This is a genomic window from Pyxidicoccus sp. M15 (assembly GCF_056858435.1).
Genome location: NZ_CM166495.1, coordinates 93,910 through 110,094, shown reverse-complemented (window position 1 = coordinate 110,094; position 16,185 = coordinate 93,910). Strand labels below are relative to the sequence as shown.

The window sequence follows — 16,185 nt, the reverse complement described above, 5'->3', positions numbered from 1 at the left end:
CCACGCCACACCGGGACGCGGAACCGTAACGTCCAGAGTTACAAGCCTGTCTCGTTTCCCCAGGAAATATGGTCTGGCACGACTTCTGCTCACAGAGGGGTGCCGGCTTCTCCCCATGGGCCGGCACACACCCCCGCAGAGCCGTTGGAAGGAGACACCATGTCGTTGGGTCTTTGTCGCAAGCGCCTGTTGCAGGCGCTGGTCGTCACGGGTGCCCTGTCGGCGCCCCTGGCGTTGGGCGCCTCGCAGGAGCAGGACGGCACCCGCCACTTCGATGCTCGCGTCACCTACAACACCGGCGGCAAGCGCGCCCTCTCCGCGGCCCAGCAGGCGAAGGCCGCCGAGCTGCGCAAGAGCGTGCCGGAGCTCCGCGTGGAGCACGACGCGGCCCTGGGCCTGGTGCGCTCCATCACCAACCCCGTGGGCGCCCTCTCCGCTCCGCGCAGCGGCGACCCGCTGGCCATCGGCCTGGCCTTCGTCCAGTCCCAGCTCGAGCTGCTCGGGCTGGAGCTGACGGACCTGGCCCACCTGGAGGTCGTCGACCGCGTCTACTCGCGCGTCAGCGGCGTCACCAACCTCTACCTGCGCCAGACGTACCAGGGCGTGCCCGTCTACAACGGGCAGCTGCAAATCAACGTGGACGCCGAGGGCCGCGTGCTCGGCGTGCACAGCGACTTCCTGCCCTCGCTGTCCCGGACGCTCACCAGCGCGCAGCCGCGCCTGGGCGCCGGTGAGGCCGTGGCCGGCGCCGCGCGCCACCTGGGCCTGAAGCTGGCCGCCGCGCCCCGCGAGCTGCGCACGGAGCTGGGTCCCCGCCAGCGCACGCAGGTGGACAACGCCGGCATCTCCACCGAGCCCATCAGCGCGCAGCTCGCCGTGCTGCCGGTGCGCGCCGGCGAGGCCCGCCTCGTCTGGAACTTCCAGGTCCACACCGCGGACCAGCAGCACGCCTACGACATGACGGTGGACGCCGCCACCGGCGAGGTCTGGACGCGCGTGGACTGGGTGGCCTCGGACGCGTACAGCGTCTACCCGCGCCCGGTGGAGAGCCCCAACCACACCGCGCCGCTGCCGCCCATGGACGGGCGCCTCAGCCTGCTCAACCCCGCCAACGCCATCGCCTCGCCCTTCGGCTGGCATGACACCAACGGCGTCGCCGGGGCCGAGTACACCATCCACCGCGGCAACAACGTCCACGCGTACGAGGACTCCAACGCCGACAACCTGCCCCCCACGACGGAGCCGAGCTGCGGGACGGGCCTCACCTGCAGCTTCACCCTCAACCTCGCGGGCGCCCCGTCGACGTACACCTCGGCGGCCGTCACCAACCTGTTCTACTGGAACAACATCATCCACGACGTCCAGTACCAGTACGGGTTCGACGAGCTGTCCGGCAACTTCCAGGTCAACAACTACGGCAACGGTGGCCTGGGCAACGACGACGTGCGCGCGGAGGCCCAGGACGGCGCGGGGATGAACAACGCCAACTTCCTCACCCCCGCCGACGGCTCGCGGCCGCGCATGCAGATGTACCTGTGGAACTACAGCGTGCCGAACCGGGACGGCGACCTGGACTCGGGCATCATCGTCCACGAGTACGGCCACGGCATCTCCAACCGCCTCGTCGGCGGCCCCAGCAACGTGTCGTGCCTCGGCAACACGCAGCAGCCGGGCGAGGGCATCAGCGACTTCCTGGCGCTCATGTACACCGCGAAGGCCACGGACACCGGCCCGCAGAAGCGCGGCATCGGCACCTACGCGCTGAACCAGCCCACCACGGGCAACGGCATCCGCGCGCAGGCGTACAGCACCAACCCGCTCATCAACACGTGGACGTACCAGAGCATCACGTCCATGTCCGGCCCGCACGCGGTGGGCTCGGTCTTCGCGCAGGGCATGTGGGAGGCGTACTGGGCGCTGGTGGACCGGTGGGGCTTCAGCTCCAACCTGTACAACGCCACGGGCAGCGCCGGTAACCAGCGCATGATGCTGTACTTCACGCAGGGCCTGAAGAACACGCCGTGCAGCCCCACCTTCACGCAGGTGCGTGACGGCATCATCCAGGCGGCCACCACCCTGCACGGCGGCGTGGACGTCTGCCGGCTGTGGACAGCCTTCGCCGCCTACGGCCTGGGCGTGGACGCCGTCGCCGGTGGCCCCAACACCACCGCCGTCACCAACGGCTTCAACGTGCCCACCGCCTGCCGCACCGACGTGTGGGGCAAGGACAAGCCGTGGGACACCGGCCTGCAGCCGGACCCCGCCACCGCGAGCAACGTGATGTTCGAGAGCGAGGACATCTGGGTCCGCACCACCACGACCAACGGCCCGCACGAGAACCCGGAGTTCGGCCAGACGAACTACGTGCACGTGCGCGTGCGCAACCGCAGCACCACCGTCGCGGCCCACAACGTCGTCGTGAAGGCGTACGGCACCAACGCCGCCACCAGCACCTCGTGGCAGAGCCTGTGGACGGAAATCGGCCAGGCCACGGCGGTGTACATCGCGCCGGGCGGCTTCACCGATGTCGTCATCCCCTGGAACCCGCCCGCCGCCGGCCACTACTGCCTGCTGTCGCGCCTGGTGACTCCGCAGGACCCGATGACCTTCGTCGAGACGTCGGACCCCCACTACAACACGCGCTACAACAACAACATCATCTGGCGGAACACCAACGTGGTGAACCTGCTGCCGTTCGGCTTCGTGGACGTGCGCTTCATCCTGCGCAACGTGCTGCGCGATTCGCGCATGTTCACCGTGCGCTTCCGCGAGCTGACCGACGCGGCGGGTGGCCAGGCGCCGTTCCTCACCCGTGGCCGCGTGACGGTGGACCTGGGCGCGCAGCTGACGCAGGTGTGGAGGGCGGCCGGCGGCCGCGCCGAGGGCGTCCAGCAGGTGGGCGAGACGCAGTTCCTCGTCGTGGACCCGACGAACGCCTACTTCGCCATCCCCCTGCAGCCGCAGCAGGAGTTCGAGGTGAAGATGAACTTCACCGACCTCAAGCCCGCGAAGGACCCCCAGGGCGCGTACGTCGAGTACAACTTCAGCGTCCTCCAGGACGACCCGCAGGCGGGGGACGCCAACCCGAACGTGGGCGGCGTGAGCTACTACCTGCGCGCCGGCCCGCTGTAGTCGCGCGCGGCCTTCGCAGGTGATTCACCCCGGGCCGGGTGGTGCCTTTCGAGGCCACCCGGCCCTTCGTGTCTTCAGGCCCCGCGAGGCGTGGTGGACTCGTGCAGGTGCTCGAGGAACTCGGGCAGCAGGCTGGCGGAGATGACCCACAGCTTGCCGTCGCCCAGGTCCGCCAGGGCGGCGCGCTCGACGTACTCCACGCACTCCGACTCCACGTAGTGCACGAAGACCTTGCGGCCCCGCGCGCGGTACCAGTCCGCCGCGCGCGACAGCAGCGCCAGCAGCGCGTCCTGCGCCTCGGGCAGCGTGTCGTCGATGAGCGGCACCAGCCGCACGCCGTCCAGCACGTTGAAGAGGTTGAGCCCCGGCTCGGCGGACTCCACCACCGCCAGCGCCACCGGCTTGCCCGCGTGCCGCGCCACGAACAGCTCGCGCTCGCGGCCCAGGCCCGCCTCGCCCCACTTCTCGCGCGGGCCCGCCAGGTCGAAGCGCTCGGGGACCAGGTCCAGCGCCTCGCGGTAGGCCACCGGGCGCGTGCTGGCCACCTGCGCGAAGAAGCGCGCGCGCTCGTCGGCGGTGGGCGTGCCCACGTCGATGCCCACGGGGACTTCCCAGGGCCGCTCCACCTCGCCCTCCATGAGACGGAAGGGCACGAGGCACGTCTGGCCGGTGTGCTCGTACCAGGTGGCGAAGTCGAACTTGGTGAAGCGCACCCAGCGCACGTTCGCCTCGCAGAAGGCGAAGAACCACTTCACGTCCGGGTCCACCTGCGTGGGCTCGTAGCCGCGCAGGTAGATGTCGCGCAGCGCCTCGCGCGCGGACGCGCGGGTGCCCGGCACCTGCTGCCGCGCGAGCTGGTGCGCCATCCAGCTGCCCTCATACGGCTTGGACACCGACACCGAGGCCTCCAGCGCGTCGCCCGCGGGGCGCACCACGCGGTAGCCCAGGTGCGTGCGGCCCTCCAGCCGGGCCTGCGTCGCGTCGAACGTGGGGCGCAGGTCCTCGAAGTCCTCGGGGGACTTGCCCGGCAGCCGGAAGTAGCCGGAGCGCTCGAAGAGGCTCCACGTGGCGTCGCTCCAGTCACCCTCCACCTTGGTGGTGGGGTGCATCTGCGCCTCCACCAGCGCGCGCCACGCGCGGGCGCCCGCCGCGTCCAGCGGCCGCACGGACATGCCGCAGCGGCGGCCGGTGGACGTGCTGGAGATGTTGCGCACCTCGGCGCGCAGCCGCACCGGCGGCAGGCCCTCCATGGCCACCTCCATCACCGACTGGCGCAGGCCCGGGTACAGCAGGTCCTCGCCCGGCTCGGTGATGAAGGCCAGCCCCTCATAGGAGAGGTCCAGCACCGGGCGGCGCACGTGCACCTGCGGCCACAGCGAGTGGTCGAACGACAGCGTGCACGGGCTGCTCGGCGTGGCGCGGCGCAGCCAGCGGTGGCGGTAGCGCACCAATTCCTTCGGCGCCGGCACCACCACCAGGCCCGACGTCTCGCGCACCTCGCGCACCTCCACGTGCACCACGCTGCTGTAGCCGAAGGCCTCCAGCACGAAGGGCGCGGCGGGGGCCGGGCCGTCGAAGCGCCAGCCCATCTGGCCCTCGTGCACGTCGAAGAACACGGCCGTCACCGTCTGCTGGCGCCCGTCCGGCAGCCGCGCCACGCCGCGCGCCTGCCGCGCCGCGAGCGCTTCGCAGATGCGCGCCACGCGGTCCGGATGGTCGATGCTCTCGCGCCACACCGGCCGCGTCTCCGGCGGCAGCAGCAGCCCGTTGTCACGCAGCGCCTCCAGCACGGAGACGATGCGGCGGCCCGCGGCCAGCGGCGGCGCGACGAAGCGCAGGCTCACCTCGGGCGTGCCGCGCACGTCCATGACCTCGGCGTCCAGCGCCGTGGCCCAGCGCTCGCCGTGCCCGAGCACCACCGACGCGGCCTGCCCCGGCTCCAGCGCCGTCTGCGAAGCGAGCTGCAATGTCAGGTGCTCCAGGGAGAGCTGCACCAGCCGGCCCGGCGCGTGACGGTTGCCGAACGACGCGACCGCCGTCAGCTCCGTCCCCATCCGGTAGCCGAGCACCGACCCCCGGCCGCCCATCTCATCCAGCGTGTCCGCCTGCATGACAGCTCCGTTGTTGAATGACGTCGACGATACAGCTTCACGCAAAAAGAGTCAGTCCCACTGAAAGTGCGAGCCCTGAAGTACGAGAGCGTGGGGGCGTGTTTGTGGGGAGCCTGCACACGGATGAACCGCGAAGAACTCGCTCTCCGGGACAGTCGTCGTCAAGTGACGTTGGGAGTGTCTCACAGCGGCCGCTCACGGCGCGGCGGTTTGCCTCATGGACATCGCACCTGCACTTCGAGCGCCGTGTCGGACAATGCCCCATCGGGTCCGGAGCCACCCACGGCGAACACGCGTGCGCCGGTGCCGCCCACCAGCGTGTGTCCCGTACGGGGCGTCGGAGCGGGCGTGGCGGGCGTGAAGCGCTCGGAGGCGGGGTCGAACCACGCGGGGGCGGCGCCGGCGCGGTCCTCGACGTAGACCCAGCCGTTGCCGGCGCGGGCCGCGCGAGGCGAGGCCCGGGGCGCGTCCATGGCGGCGAGCTCGCGCACGCGCACCACGGTGCCGGCGCGCTCGAGGAGGAAGACGCGCGCGGACGGAGCAAGGCCGCCGCCGGGCAGGGCCTCGCGGCCGCCGACGACGAGCGCGCGGCCCGAGGACACCTCGACGACGGCGGGGGACTCCAGCGCGGCGGGGAGCGAGGGCCCGACGCCGATGAGGCCCGAGGGCTCCACCACGTCCGTGCGCGCGGAGGCGCCCTGGCCCGCGCAGCCGCCCGCGAGGATGAAGGCGTCCGCGAGCGCGGCGCCGCCAGCGGGGCAGGACAGCGCGAGGCGGCCGAGGAGGGACTGGTCTCCCGAGCCGGGGCTCTCGAGCTTCACGCGCACGGCCGTGTCGCTCGCGGGAGGCAGGGGCCGCTGGGCGAGCTGGCCTCCGGCGAGCACGGCGTCCGGGCCGAGCCTTCCGGCGAGCACGCCGCTCGCGGTGAGCGGTGGGGAGAAGAACCTCACGGTGGTGCCGCCGTCGGGCTCCAGCCGCTCGAGCGTTTCTTCGGGCTGGCCGTCCGCGCGGAGGCCGCCGAGCACCACCACGCCGCCGTCCGCCAGCGCCAGCGCCGCGGCCTCGGCGCGCGCGACGGAGAGCGCGCCGCGCACGGTGGGGGCGGCGCCGGGAGAGAAGGTCTCCACCGTGGCGAGCGGACGGCCGGCGCCGTCGCGGCCTCCGGTGACGAGGAGCAGGCCCGCGTACGGGCCCACGGCGGGGGCGAGCGCGAGGGGCGCGGTGCGGCGGAGGAAGCCGGGGTGCTCGGTGACGGTGCCGGTGGGGCGTCCGGCGCAGCCGCAGACGCCGGAGGTGCAGGTGAGGCCGCCGGGCTGGCAGCCCTGGCCGTTGCAGTCCGGGTCCGCGCAGTCGCGCAGGTCGTCGCCGTCGTCGTCCACGCCGTTGTCGCACGCCTCGGTGGGCATGCCCGCGTCGGGGGGCGCGGGGATGGGCGGGAGGGTGAGCTCCAGGGTGGAGCCGGCGCCGGGGCTGAGCGTGGCCTCGCCGGAGGTGGTGGAGCGCACGATGCCGGCGAGCTCCGCGGTGGCGCGCACGGACACGCGGGTGCCCTCGGGGGTGGTGGGGCCGGACTCGAAGTTGAAGGTGGCGGGGAGCTTCAGCGCGTCGCCCTCCAGCGTGGACAGGGCGAGGGGCGTGCCGTCCGGGAGGGAGGCGACGACGGAGAGCCGGTCGAAGTGCACACGGGGCGTCAGCGGCCCGGACACCACCACGTGGAGGCCCTCGGGCGTCTTCTCACAGGCGACGAGCAGGGCGAGTAGCAGGACGGGAAGCGCGGCGCGCATGAGGCGCACTGTAGTGCAGCGGGCAGGCAGGCACCTCCATGCCCGGTCGGATTGATGGGGCGCCTGCATGGGAGCGTTGATAGGGAGTCCGCTGCTCCGTCACGTCTTCCGCACCCGAGGCCCTGCTTGCCCCTCTCCACCCTCTGCTTGCGCTGCGGCATGTGCTGTGACGGCACGCTCTTCACGCATGTCTCGCTGCAGCCGGCGGAAGTCACCGCCCTCCAGCAGCGCGGGCTCTCGCTGACCCGGCGCGCGGACGGGTCCCCGGCGCTCGCGCAGCACTGCGCGGCGCTGGATGGACGCACCTGCACCGTCTACTCGGACCGCCCGGCGAGCTGCCGCCGCTACCAGTGCCAACTCTACGGCGCGCTCGCGGAGAAGGAGGTCTCCCTCGACGAGGCCCTCGCCGTGGTGGACGAGGCGCGAGCGCTGGTGGCCGCCGTGGGCCAGGAGTTGCCACCCGCTTCCACTGGCGAGCCCCGCTCGGTGATGCAGCGCGCCCGCCGCGCGGAGCAGCCGGAGCACGGTGGCCCACTGCCGCCGCAGGCCCACGCCGCCCGTGAGCACGCGGAGGCCTTCCTCGACAAGCACTTCCGTGGACGCTTCGGCCGGCGCGAGGGATGACCTCCATATGATGAGCCCGCGTGCCGCGTGCACACCGCGACACGCCTCATGACGGCCGCCGTGAATCCACGTGCCTCAGGCTCCCGCCCGACTACGATGCGCGGGCACCGTTCTTCCCGCCCGGATCGCCGCGCGCCCCAACCGCTCGCGAGCCCCGGCCCCATCCGAGGTCTCCGCCATGAAGACGAAGGCATCCGTCCTGTCCGTGATGACGTTCACCCTGCTCACCGCGCCGCTCGCGCACGCGCAGGACGCACAGGAGCCGAAGAGCTCCGCCTCGGTGGACCTGAATGGTGACGGCAAGCCGGAGGCCATCTCCCTGACGTGGGACGAGAAGAAGGACGAGTTCGTCCTCAAGGCCGGAAGCGCCACCATCCGCGGCGGGACGGATGGCAACGCGCCCCCCGGGTTCGTCGTGGTCGACATCGACAGCGGCGACAAGCGCAAGGAGCTCGTCGTCACCACCGGCCAGACGGACTACGACAAGCAGCAGCACCTCTACGCCTTCGACGGCAAGGCGCTGAAGGCCGTGGGCAACGTCCCCGCGCTCACCGAGGCCAAGGGCAACGGCATCATCCTGTCCGACTCGTGGCAGGGCTTCTGGAACCGGCGGGACAAGTACGCCCTCGACAAGGCGGGCAAGGTCATCGAGGTGCCCCAGGAGCTGTACGCCGTCGGCGTCGAGGCCACCGTGAAGCAGTCCTTCCCGCTCGCGCGCAGCCGCACCGACAAGACCGCCGTCGCCACGCTGGCGCAGGGCTCCAGGATTCAGGTGCTGGCCGCGGCGCCCATGGGTCCGCCGGGTGAATACCTGTACCTCGTGAAGTCCTCCACCGGGCTGCTCGGCTGGGCCACCTCGAAGGACCTCACGGGGAAGACCGAGGGCCTGCCCGTCGCGGGCTGAGCCCGCGCCTCTTCCCGAGACGAGGGCTCGACGCGGCCCCCTCCCCGTCCGGAGCTACTGCACCAGCGCCAGCTCCACGCGCCCGAGCTGCTCGTCCGTGGACGCCACCTTCACCGTCACCGGCATGCCCACGGTGAAGGTCCGCTCCTTGCCCACCAGGGACAGCTCGCGCGCATCGGGACGGAAGGGGCCTCCGGGCAGCCCATCCGAGGGCACCACGCCCTCCACCAGCATCCCGTCGAGCTGCGCCACCAGGCCGAACGGCTTCACCCGCGTCACGCGCGCGGGGAACTGCTGGCCCACGCGCGCCGCCATCCACCGCGCCTCCAGCTCGCGGTGCCGGTCCGTCTCCGCACGGGCGGCCGCGCGCGCCTTCGCGTTGATGTGCGCCGCGAGCGCCTCCACCGCCGGGTCCATGTCCACGAAGTCGCGCCGGCCCCGCAGGTATGCCTTCAGCGTGCGGTGCACCGCGAGGTCCGCGTACCGGCGAATCGGTGACGTGAAGTGCAGGTACAGCGGCGCCGCGAGCCCGAAGTGCGGCAGCGGCTTCACCGTGTAGCGCGACGGGCCCAGCGAGCGCCGCAGCACCGAGCGCAGCGCCGCCTCCGCCGCCGCGCCGGCAATCTGCCGGTCGAACGCGGCCAGCGCCAGCGGCGTCAGCTCGCGCCCGAAGCCCGCCGCGAAGCCCGACGTCTCCGCGAAGGCGTTCAGGTCCGCCACCCGCAGCGGGTCCGGCTGCTCGTGCACGCGGAACACGCCCGGCACGCCGCGCGCGAGCAGCCACATGGCGATGGCCTCGTTCGCCGACACCATGAAGCGCTCAATCATCCCGTGCGCCGACGTGAGCCGCTCGCTCACCAGGCCGGACAACTCGCCCTGCTCGTCGAAGGTGAAGCGCGCCTCCTCGCGGGCGAACTCCATGCCGCCGCGCGCCGCGCGCGCCACCGCCAGCCGCGCCGCCGCGAGGCGGAACCACGGCATCACGTCCTTCACCGGCTCCATGGCCGGGGACACCTCGCCCCTGTCCAGGAAGGCGGCCGTCTCGTCGTAGTTCAGCCGCGCCCACGAGCGGATGATGCTCTCGTACACGTCCGCCGCCGTCACCCGCCCCTGCGGGTCGATGCGCAGCTCCACCGTGAGGCACAGCCGCTCCTCGCCCGGCACCAGGCTGAGCCAGTGCGAGGACAGCTCCTCCGGCAGCATCGGCAGCACGCGCCCGGCCAGGTACACGCTGGTGGCCCGCTCGCGCGCTTCCGCGTCCAGCGGCGTGCCCTCCGTCACGTACTCGCCCACGTCCGCGATGGAGACCAGCAGCCGCAGCGCGCCGTCCGGCCCCGCGGGCAGCACGGAGATGGCGTCGTCGATGTCCCGCGTGGACGGCGCATCCACCGTCACCGTGGGAATGGAGCGCAAGTCGCGCCGGGCCCCGAGCGCATGCGGCACCGTGCGGGCACGGCGGGCCTCGTCCAGCGCCTCGGCGGGGAAGGACTTGCGCAGGCCGTGCCGCGCGATGACACGCTCCAGCGAGCGGTCCTCACCGGGCTCCACGCGGTACAGGAGGACGAGCTTCCCCTCGGCGATGCGCGCCACCACCGCGTCGCCGAACGCCAGTTGCGTGCCGCCGGTGTCGAGCGCCCAGTCCGCGTTGGCCACCTCTCGGTCCACGCGCAGCAAGGGCGTGCCCTTGCGCAGCACCACCTCGCCGTAGACCACGGTGCGCGGACGCTCCACGAGCGACAGGCCGCTCGCCGTCCAGCGCCCGTCCGCCGCCGCCGTCACGGTGGCGGTGACGATGTCTCCGGCGAAGTAGGGGTTGAGGTCCGGGGGAGGGATGAAGGCGGACAGGACCTCGGCCGAGCCGGGGGACTGCACGGTGAGGAAGCCGAAGCCGCGAGGGTGGACGTCGATGCGACCGGTGACGGTGCGAGGGGAAGCAGAGGTTTCCATGAGTGAGCCTTGAGGCGCGTCTTAGCCCACTTCGTGCCCGGTGGAGCGTGTCCACGGGAGAACGAGGGGCGGATGTGCGCGGAAAGTGTCGGTCCCGGGGGCCTGCTACTTTCGAGCGGCCTGCTTTTCGCCGGGGGGACCGCGAATGCGTTGGCGAACCGTGTGCGTGGACGTGTCGCTGCTGGCGGTCCTGACGGGCTGCCCTCGGAATCACATGCCTGGAGGGGCGCTCGACAGGGCTGCCCACAAGGACGTGAAGACGTGGCTCGAAGAGCACGGCTGCGAGAAGGGAGAGTACGAGAAGCATTGCGTGGGCAAAGAGGACAGCGATGAATGCCTCGAGGTTTGCGACCCATGAGATGGCAGAAGCCCCTCGGGGTCATTGCAAGCGGGTTGATTCCCATACCGTTGCTCATGGTGCTGGGCGTCCTTCGCTTCGGAGTCCAGGGACCTGCTTCTGAAGGCACTCGGGTCAGCCCGGTGCTCTCCTTCGAGGAGCGCATGCAACGGGTGACGTATCACCGGTACTGTCAGAGAGACTCGGACTGCGAGCAGCCCATGGGGTGCGTGATAGACGCTCGCATCTACACCCATTACTGCGCCGACAGCCAATGCATGACGGACGCCCAATGCGCTGATGGCCTGGTATGCCGCGAGGTGGGGTCCGTGGATGGGAAACGACTCGTGCGCTTCTGCGTCCCGTTGGGCGTACGCAAGGAAGGAGAGGAGTGCCTCCCGCTTCCGCCGAACCAGGCGCATGCGTGTGAGCCGGGGCTGCTGTGCGCGGACTCCGGGGCGGGATGGTGTGGCCGTCCCTGCCGCCCGAATGAACCCGCAAGCTGCCCGGACGGCTTCTTCTGCGCGAAGGACGTTCCGCCCGAGCCCATCTGCCTGCCGACCTGCGAGGCACGAGGGTGCCCCGAAGGCCAGCAATGCATCCGCCACAAAGACGGAGTCTCACAGTGCGCGGTGGTCTACGGGCCCAACTGCCAGCAGTCCCCTTGTCCCGATGGGCGCAAGTGCCGGGACAGGAGCTCGGTGGAAAAGCCCGGCAAGGTCTGGACCGAATGCGTCGAGGAATGCGGCCCGGGCAAGCCCGCCTGTCCCGACGGCTTCACGTGCAACCGCTGGCACTGCCTCCCCAGCTGTGAGCCTCACGGCCCCAACACCTGCGCCGAGGGCTACCGCTGCCAGCAGGGAAAGAAGCCGGACCGGCCCTGGGTGTGCCAGCCGGACACGTAGCCCTCGCGACTGAAACCGCATGCACTGGCGGACCCGCCACGAGACGACCGGGAACAGCGCCACCGTGGCCCTCCAGGCCGGCCGCGCCCATGCCCTCCGGAAGGCGGTTCCACGAGCCGTCCGGCGTCGCCACCGCCCGCCTTTTCGGGCCCAGCGCCCACGGGACCCGACAGGTCGTCCCCTCCGAGCGGCTGAGGCCTTCCCTCCCCGGCAGCCCTCCCTGAGGCCTCCCCGATTCGTGCCTGTTCCGCGCACGATTCCCTACCTGAATGGGGCTTCAATTCAGACCATCCCGGGAAGTCGGGGAGTCTTGTATCAGACCGGTGCGGGCCGGGCTTTCGCGTCCGTCCGGCTGAGCGTGTAGATTCGGCGGATTCCGATGAGTGGGAACACGCTGCCGCTCGCGCCGGATGCGCGCTCGCTGGGCAAGTACGAGGTGCTCTGCCGCCTGTCCACGGGCGGGATGGCGGAGATCTTCCTCGCGTCCCAGCGGGGACTCGCGGGTTTCCGCAAGCTGGTGGTGCTGAAGCAGATCCTCCCCGACATCCGCGGCGAGGAGGAGTTCGTGCGGATGTTCCTGGACGAGGCCAAGGTGACGGCCGCGTTCAACCACCCGCACATCGCCCAGGTGTACGACCTGGACATCGCCGACGGCGAGCTGTTCCTGTCCATGGAGTTCGTGCCCGGCGCCACGCTGGTGGAGGTGGCCCGGGCGTGCCGGCAGGCCAACCATCCCATCCCCCTGGGCTACAGCCTGATGGCGGTGCGCGACACCGCCGTGGCGCTCCACTACGCGCACACCTTCACGGACCCCATGGGTCACCCCTCGCCCGTCATCCACCGCGACGTGGCCGAGAAGAACATCATGGTGACGTACGAGGGCGTCACCAAGCTGCTCGACTTCGGCATCGCCAAGAGCCTGGCCCGCGCCAGCCGCACCGCGGTGGGCATGGTGAAGGGCACCAGCGGCTACATGTCCCCGGAGCAGATCCTGGGCGAGCCGCTGGATGCTCGCAGTGACCTGTTCAGCCTGGGCGTGGTGCTGCACGAGTGCCTCACCGGCATGCGGTTGTTCTACGCGAAGCAGGCCGAGGCGATGATGAACGCGGTGCTGAAGTGCGAGGTGACGCCGCCGTCTCGCACCAACAAGCAGGTGCCGCCGGAGCTGGACGCCATCGTCATGCGCGCGCTGTCGCGCAAGCGCCAGGACCGCTACGCCACCACGCTGGAGTTCGCCCGCGCCCTGGAGCGCGCGGTGGGCCCGCTCATCTGGCACCCCGAGCAGAGCAGCGAGCTGATGCTCCGCCTCTTCTCCGACCGGCGCGAGCAGACGCGGCAGTTGCTCATGAGCGGGCAGGCCACCACGGGTGACACGACGAGCGAGCTGAGCCTCGCGCGGGTGCTGGCCATGGGCTCGGAGTCCGAGCTGCCCACCGGTGCCGCCAACCTGCAGGCGCCGGTGCCCCAGCGGCCGTCGGTGGCGGTGCCCTCGGTGAAGGGCTCTTCGACGGCGAAGGCCGTCACGCCGGCGCAGGGCGCGCCCGTGGTGCGGCGGCCCACGCTGCCTCCGCCTCCCGCCGAGGTGGGCACGGTGCGCAAGGCCTCGTCCTCGGCGGCGCAGAAGCGCGGGGCCGCGCGCACCATGTCCGGGGAAGTGGCCCGCCCGACACCGCCTCCCTCCGAGTCGGTGTCGCCGCCCGTGCACGAGCAGTCGGGCGCCCGCACCCAGCCGGGACGGCCCGCGCTGATGCCGGAGCCCACCGTCCGCGCGCAGCAGCTCACCGCGCCGCACTCCGGGGCCGAGGACCACGGTTCAAGACCGGCCCAGCGCGGCGGCGTGTCGCCGGAGCCGTCGACGCTCCAGGACGAGCCGGTGCGTGCGCCCCGCAGCCCTCGCGGCACCGTGGACGGGATTCGCGCGGTGGCGCCGCCGGAGGCACCTGCTCGCGCCGCGGAGGAGCCGTCGCGGGCCCGCTCCGGGCGCGGCACGCTGGACAACCTGCGCATCACCCCGGCCCTCACCCCGCCGAGTCCCGAGCGCGACGCGCAGACGGCGATGGTGCGCCCGAATGCGGCGGGGTCCGAGCGCGACCAGCAGACGGCGATGGTCCGGCCTCCCGCCGCGCCCATGGAGCGGGACCAGCAGACGGCGATGGTCCGGCCTCCCGCCGCACCCGTGGAGCGCGACCTCCAGACGGCGATGGTCCGGCCACCCGCGCCGCCTTCGGAGCGCGAGGCTTCAGCGACGGCTCGCCCGCCCCCGCCTCCGTCGGAGCGCGAAGTGCAGACGTCGTCCCGCCCGCCCTCGGAGCGTGAGGGACAGGCGCCGTCCCGCCAGACGCCGTCGGAGCGCGAAGCGCAGGCAGCCTCGCGCCCGCCCCCGCCTCCTTCGGAGCGTGAAGTACAGACGTCATCGCGCCCGCCTCCGCCCCCTTCGGAGCGTGAAGCCCCGGCGGCCTCGCGCCCGCCTCCGCCTCCCTCGGAGCGCGAAGTGCAGACGTCGTCCCGTCCTCCCCCGGCTCACGCCGAGCGCGAAGCCCAGGCCGCGATGGCGCGTGCGGGACACCAGGCCGAGCACGAGGTGCCGCCCGCGATGTCCCGTCCGCAGCCCTCCGCCGAGCGCGAAGGGCCACGGGCCCGCGTGCTCCCGGAGCGCCGGGAAGAAACCGTCTCCATCACGCCCACGCACACCCCGCGACGAATCAAGCCGAGCCGGCGCCGCCAGCCGCCTCCCCCTTCGTTCCCGGAGCCGGAGCTCCGCACGGAAGCGGTCCGCGCGCTCAACTCCAACGAGGACGTCTTCCCCGGGGACCTCGAGGGCGCGGCGCTCGGTGACGAGGACGCGCACGAGAACACCCAGCGCGGCCTGCGCGCTCGCCGCGAGCGACGTGGCGGCGCGGTGGTCGCCCTCATCGCGGTGCTGCTGCTGCTCGGCGGCGGCGCGGTGGTGGTGATTCTGGGCCTGGACGGGGGACGGGTCTCCGCCTGGGTGAAGCCCATGCTCGGCCTGGAAGAGAAGGTCTCCCAGGTCACCCCTCCCGCGAAGCCGCCCGTGGCCACTGGCACGGACGCTCCCGCCCCGACGCCGGGCTCCGGCCCCACTCCCGCGCCGGGCTCCGGCCCGGCCCCGGTCGCCAACGCCGGCACCAGCCCGGTGGACACCGTCACCGCGGTGGACACCGTCGACTCGAACCCGAACGCCGAGACGAAGCCCGCGGAACCGCAGGGGGTGGCGCAGGACGAAGGCTCCCGGCCCGAGGACTCCTCCGCGCCCCGGAAGCCCACCCGGAGCCCCAAGCGCACCCGGGACACCTCCCCCCGGAAGCCCGAGCCCCGGGAAGCGGCGGGCCCGACTGCGCCGGAGCCAGCCGCCGACCCGGACAGCGCCCAGGCAGCCGAGCCCGGCTTCCTCACCCTGGTCACCGAGCCCTACGCCAAGGTCTTCCTCGGCAGCCGTGAGCTGGGGGACACCCCGCTCTTCAAGGTGAAGCTCCCCTCCGGCAAGCAGGTCCTGAAGCTGGTGGACGGCAATGGGAAGGCGCTCAAGCTCCCGGTGGACATCAAGCCCGGGGAGACCACCGCCGTCCGCATCCCCCTGGAGATGCTGTCCCGCCAGTAGTCGGATGCAATCGGGCTCACGGGTCGTCCGTACCCCGGGCATGACGGGGTCCACGCCGGGCCCCCGCTTCCTTTGGAGCGTGCCCCATGAAGACCGCCCGCATCTCCTTCCTCGTCTCCTTCCTCGCGCTCGCCGCCTGTGCGAATGCCCAGGAAGCGCAGAAGAACGACGCCTCCGCCCAGAAGGGTGAGCCCCGCGACGTGGGCGACTTCGACGGCGTGGCCGTGAGCCATGGCATCCAGGCCGAGGTGAAGGTCGGTCCCAGGTCCGTCCGTCTCGAGGGCCCGTCGGACCTGCTGGCCCGCGTGAAGCTCAAGGTGAAGGACGGCGTGCTCACCACCGAGGTCGACCGCGATGGCCTCTTCAGCAGCTTCCGCGGCGGCAAGGTGCGCCTCTACGTCACCAACCCCAAGGTGCACAGCGTCAGCGCCAGCGGCGGCAGCCACGTCGAAGCCGAGGCCACCGACACCGACGAGTTCGACGCCGAGGCCAGCGGCGGCGCCGTCCTCACCGTGCGCGGCGTGGACGCGCGCAAGGTGGACGCCGAGGCCAGCGGCGGCTCGCGCGTGAAGCTGTCCGGCCGCGCCCAGCAGATGGACGCCGAGGCCAGCGGCGGCGCCGAAGTCCTCGCCTTCGACGTGAAGGGCGTGAAGTCGCTGGAGGCCGAGGCCAGCGGCGGCTCGCGCGTGGAGGCGGACGTCTCCGAGCGCGTCTCCGGTGACGCCTCCGGCGGCAGCACCATCCGCCTCGTGTCCCGCCCGGGCCAGAGCGACGTGGACACCAGCGGCGGCTCGCGCGTCACCTACAAGGACTGACCCCGGC

Annotated in this window: 8 protein-coding genes; 5 read left to right on the top strand and 3 right to left on the bottom strand. The window is 72.1% G+C overall.

The annotated features are described in order from the left end of the window. The first annotated feature begins 159 nt into the window (after positions 1-159). Positions 160-3,132 (top strand): M36 family metallopeptidase, encoded by a 2,973-nt coding sequence (locus ACX9TP_RS00405; protein ID WP_482977690.1) that lies wholly within the window; start codon positions 160-162, stop codon positions 3,130-3,132. 74 nt (positions 3,133-3,206) lie between these two features. Here the strand turns inward: ACX9TP_RS00405 and ACX9TP_RS00400 are convergent, their stop codons facing one another. Both ACX9TP_RS00400 and ACX9TP_RS00395 read right to left on the bottom strand, forming a co-directional pair. After that, complete coding sequence (locus ACX9TP_RS00400) at positions 3,207-5,243, bottom strand: PilZ domain-containing protein (RefSeq protein ID WP_482977689.1); 2,037 nt, start codon at positions 5,241-5,243, stop codon at positions 3,207-3,209. Between the two features lie 215 nt (positions 5,244-5,458). Then, entirely contained in the window at positions 5,459-7,027 is a 1,569-nt protein-coding gene (locus ACX9TP_RS00395; protein WP_482977688.1) for a Kelch repeat-containing protein, read from the bottom strand. A 126-nt stretch (positions 7,028-7,153) separates the two neighbouring features. Between ACX9TP_RS00395 and ACX9TP_RS00390 the strand changes: the two genes are divergently transcribed. Together ACX9TP_RS00390 and ACX9TP_RS00385 are read left to right on the top strand one after the other, a co-directional pair. Continuing rightward, the gene (locus tag ACX9TP_RS00390) at positions 7,154-7,651 is read left to right on the top strand and encodes a YkgJ family cysteine cluster protein (protein WP_482977687.1); all 498 of its coding nucleotides are present in this window, start codon (positions 7,154-7,156) and stop codon (positions 7,649-7,651) included. A gap of 178 nt (positions 7,652-7,829) precedes the next feature. Then, positions 7,830-8,555 carry a hypothetical protein gene (locus ACX9TP_RS00385; protein WP_482977686.1) on the top strand — a complete coding sequence of 242 codons (726 nt, stop codon included), beginning with the start codon at positions 7,830-7,832 and terminating at the stop codon, positions 8,553-8,555. 54 nt (positions 8,556-8,609) lie between these two features. Here ACX9TP_RS00385 and ACX9TP_RS00380 read toward each other — a convergent pair whose 3' ends face one another. Continuing rightward, the gene (locus ACX9TP_RS00380; protein ID WP_482977685.1) at positions 8,610-10,502 is read right to left on the bottom strand and encodes a ribonuclease R family protein; all 1,893 of its coding nucleotides are present in this window, start codon (positions 10,500-10,502) and stop codon (positions 8,610-8,612) included. Positions 10,503-12,123: 1,621 nt separating this feature from the next. On the opposite strand from ACX9TP_RS00380, the gene ACX9TP_RS00375 reads away from it, so the two are divergent. Beyond that, complete coding sequence (locus tag ACX9TP_RS00375) at positions 12,124-15,363, top strand: serine/threonine-protein kinase (RefSeq protein ID WP_482977684.1); 3,240 nt, start codon at positions 12,124-12,126, stop codon at positions 15,361-15,363. An 86-nt stretch (positions 15,364-15,449) separates the two neighbouring features. Further along, complete coding sequence (locus tag ACX9TP_RS00370) at positions 15,450-16,178, top strand: head GIN domain-containing protein (protein ID WP_482977683.1); 729 nt, start codon at positions 15,450-15,452, stop codon at positions 16,176-16,178. Positions 16,179-16,185 lie beyond the last annotated feature (7 nt).

Bases quoted from the DNA above. Each gene is read 5' to 3' on its own strand.
- ACX9TP_RS00405 (WP_482977690.1), top strand. From the start codon at position 160: ATGTCGTTGGGTCTTTGTCGCAAGCGCCTGTTGCAGGCGCTGGTCGTC.
- ACX9TP_RS00400 (WP_482977689.1), bottom strand. From the start codon at position 5,243: ATGCAGGCGGACACGCTGGATGAGATGGGCGGCCGGGGGTCGGTGCTC.
- ACX9TP_RS00395 (WP_482977688.1), bottom strand. From the start codon at position 7,027: ATGCGCGCCGCGCTTCCCGTCCTGCTACTCGCCCTGCTCGTCGCCTGT.
- ACX9TP_RS00385 (WP_482977686.1), top strand. From the start codon at position 7,830: ATGAAGACGAAGGCATCCGTCCTGTCCGTGATGACGTTCACCCTGCTC.
- ACX9TP_RS00380 (WP_482977685.1), bottom strand. From the start codon at position 10,502: ATGGAAACCTCTGCTTCCCCTCGCACCGTCACCGGTCGCATCGACGTC.
- ACX9TP_RS00375 (WP_482977684.1), top strand. From the start codon at position 12,124: ATGAGTGGGAACACGCTGCCGCTCGCGCCGGATGCGCGCTCGCTGGGC.
- ACX9TP_RS00370 (WP_482977683.1), top strand. From the start codon at position 15,450: ATGAAGACCGCCCGCATCTCCTTCCTCGTCTCCTTCCTCGCGCTCGCC.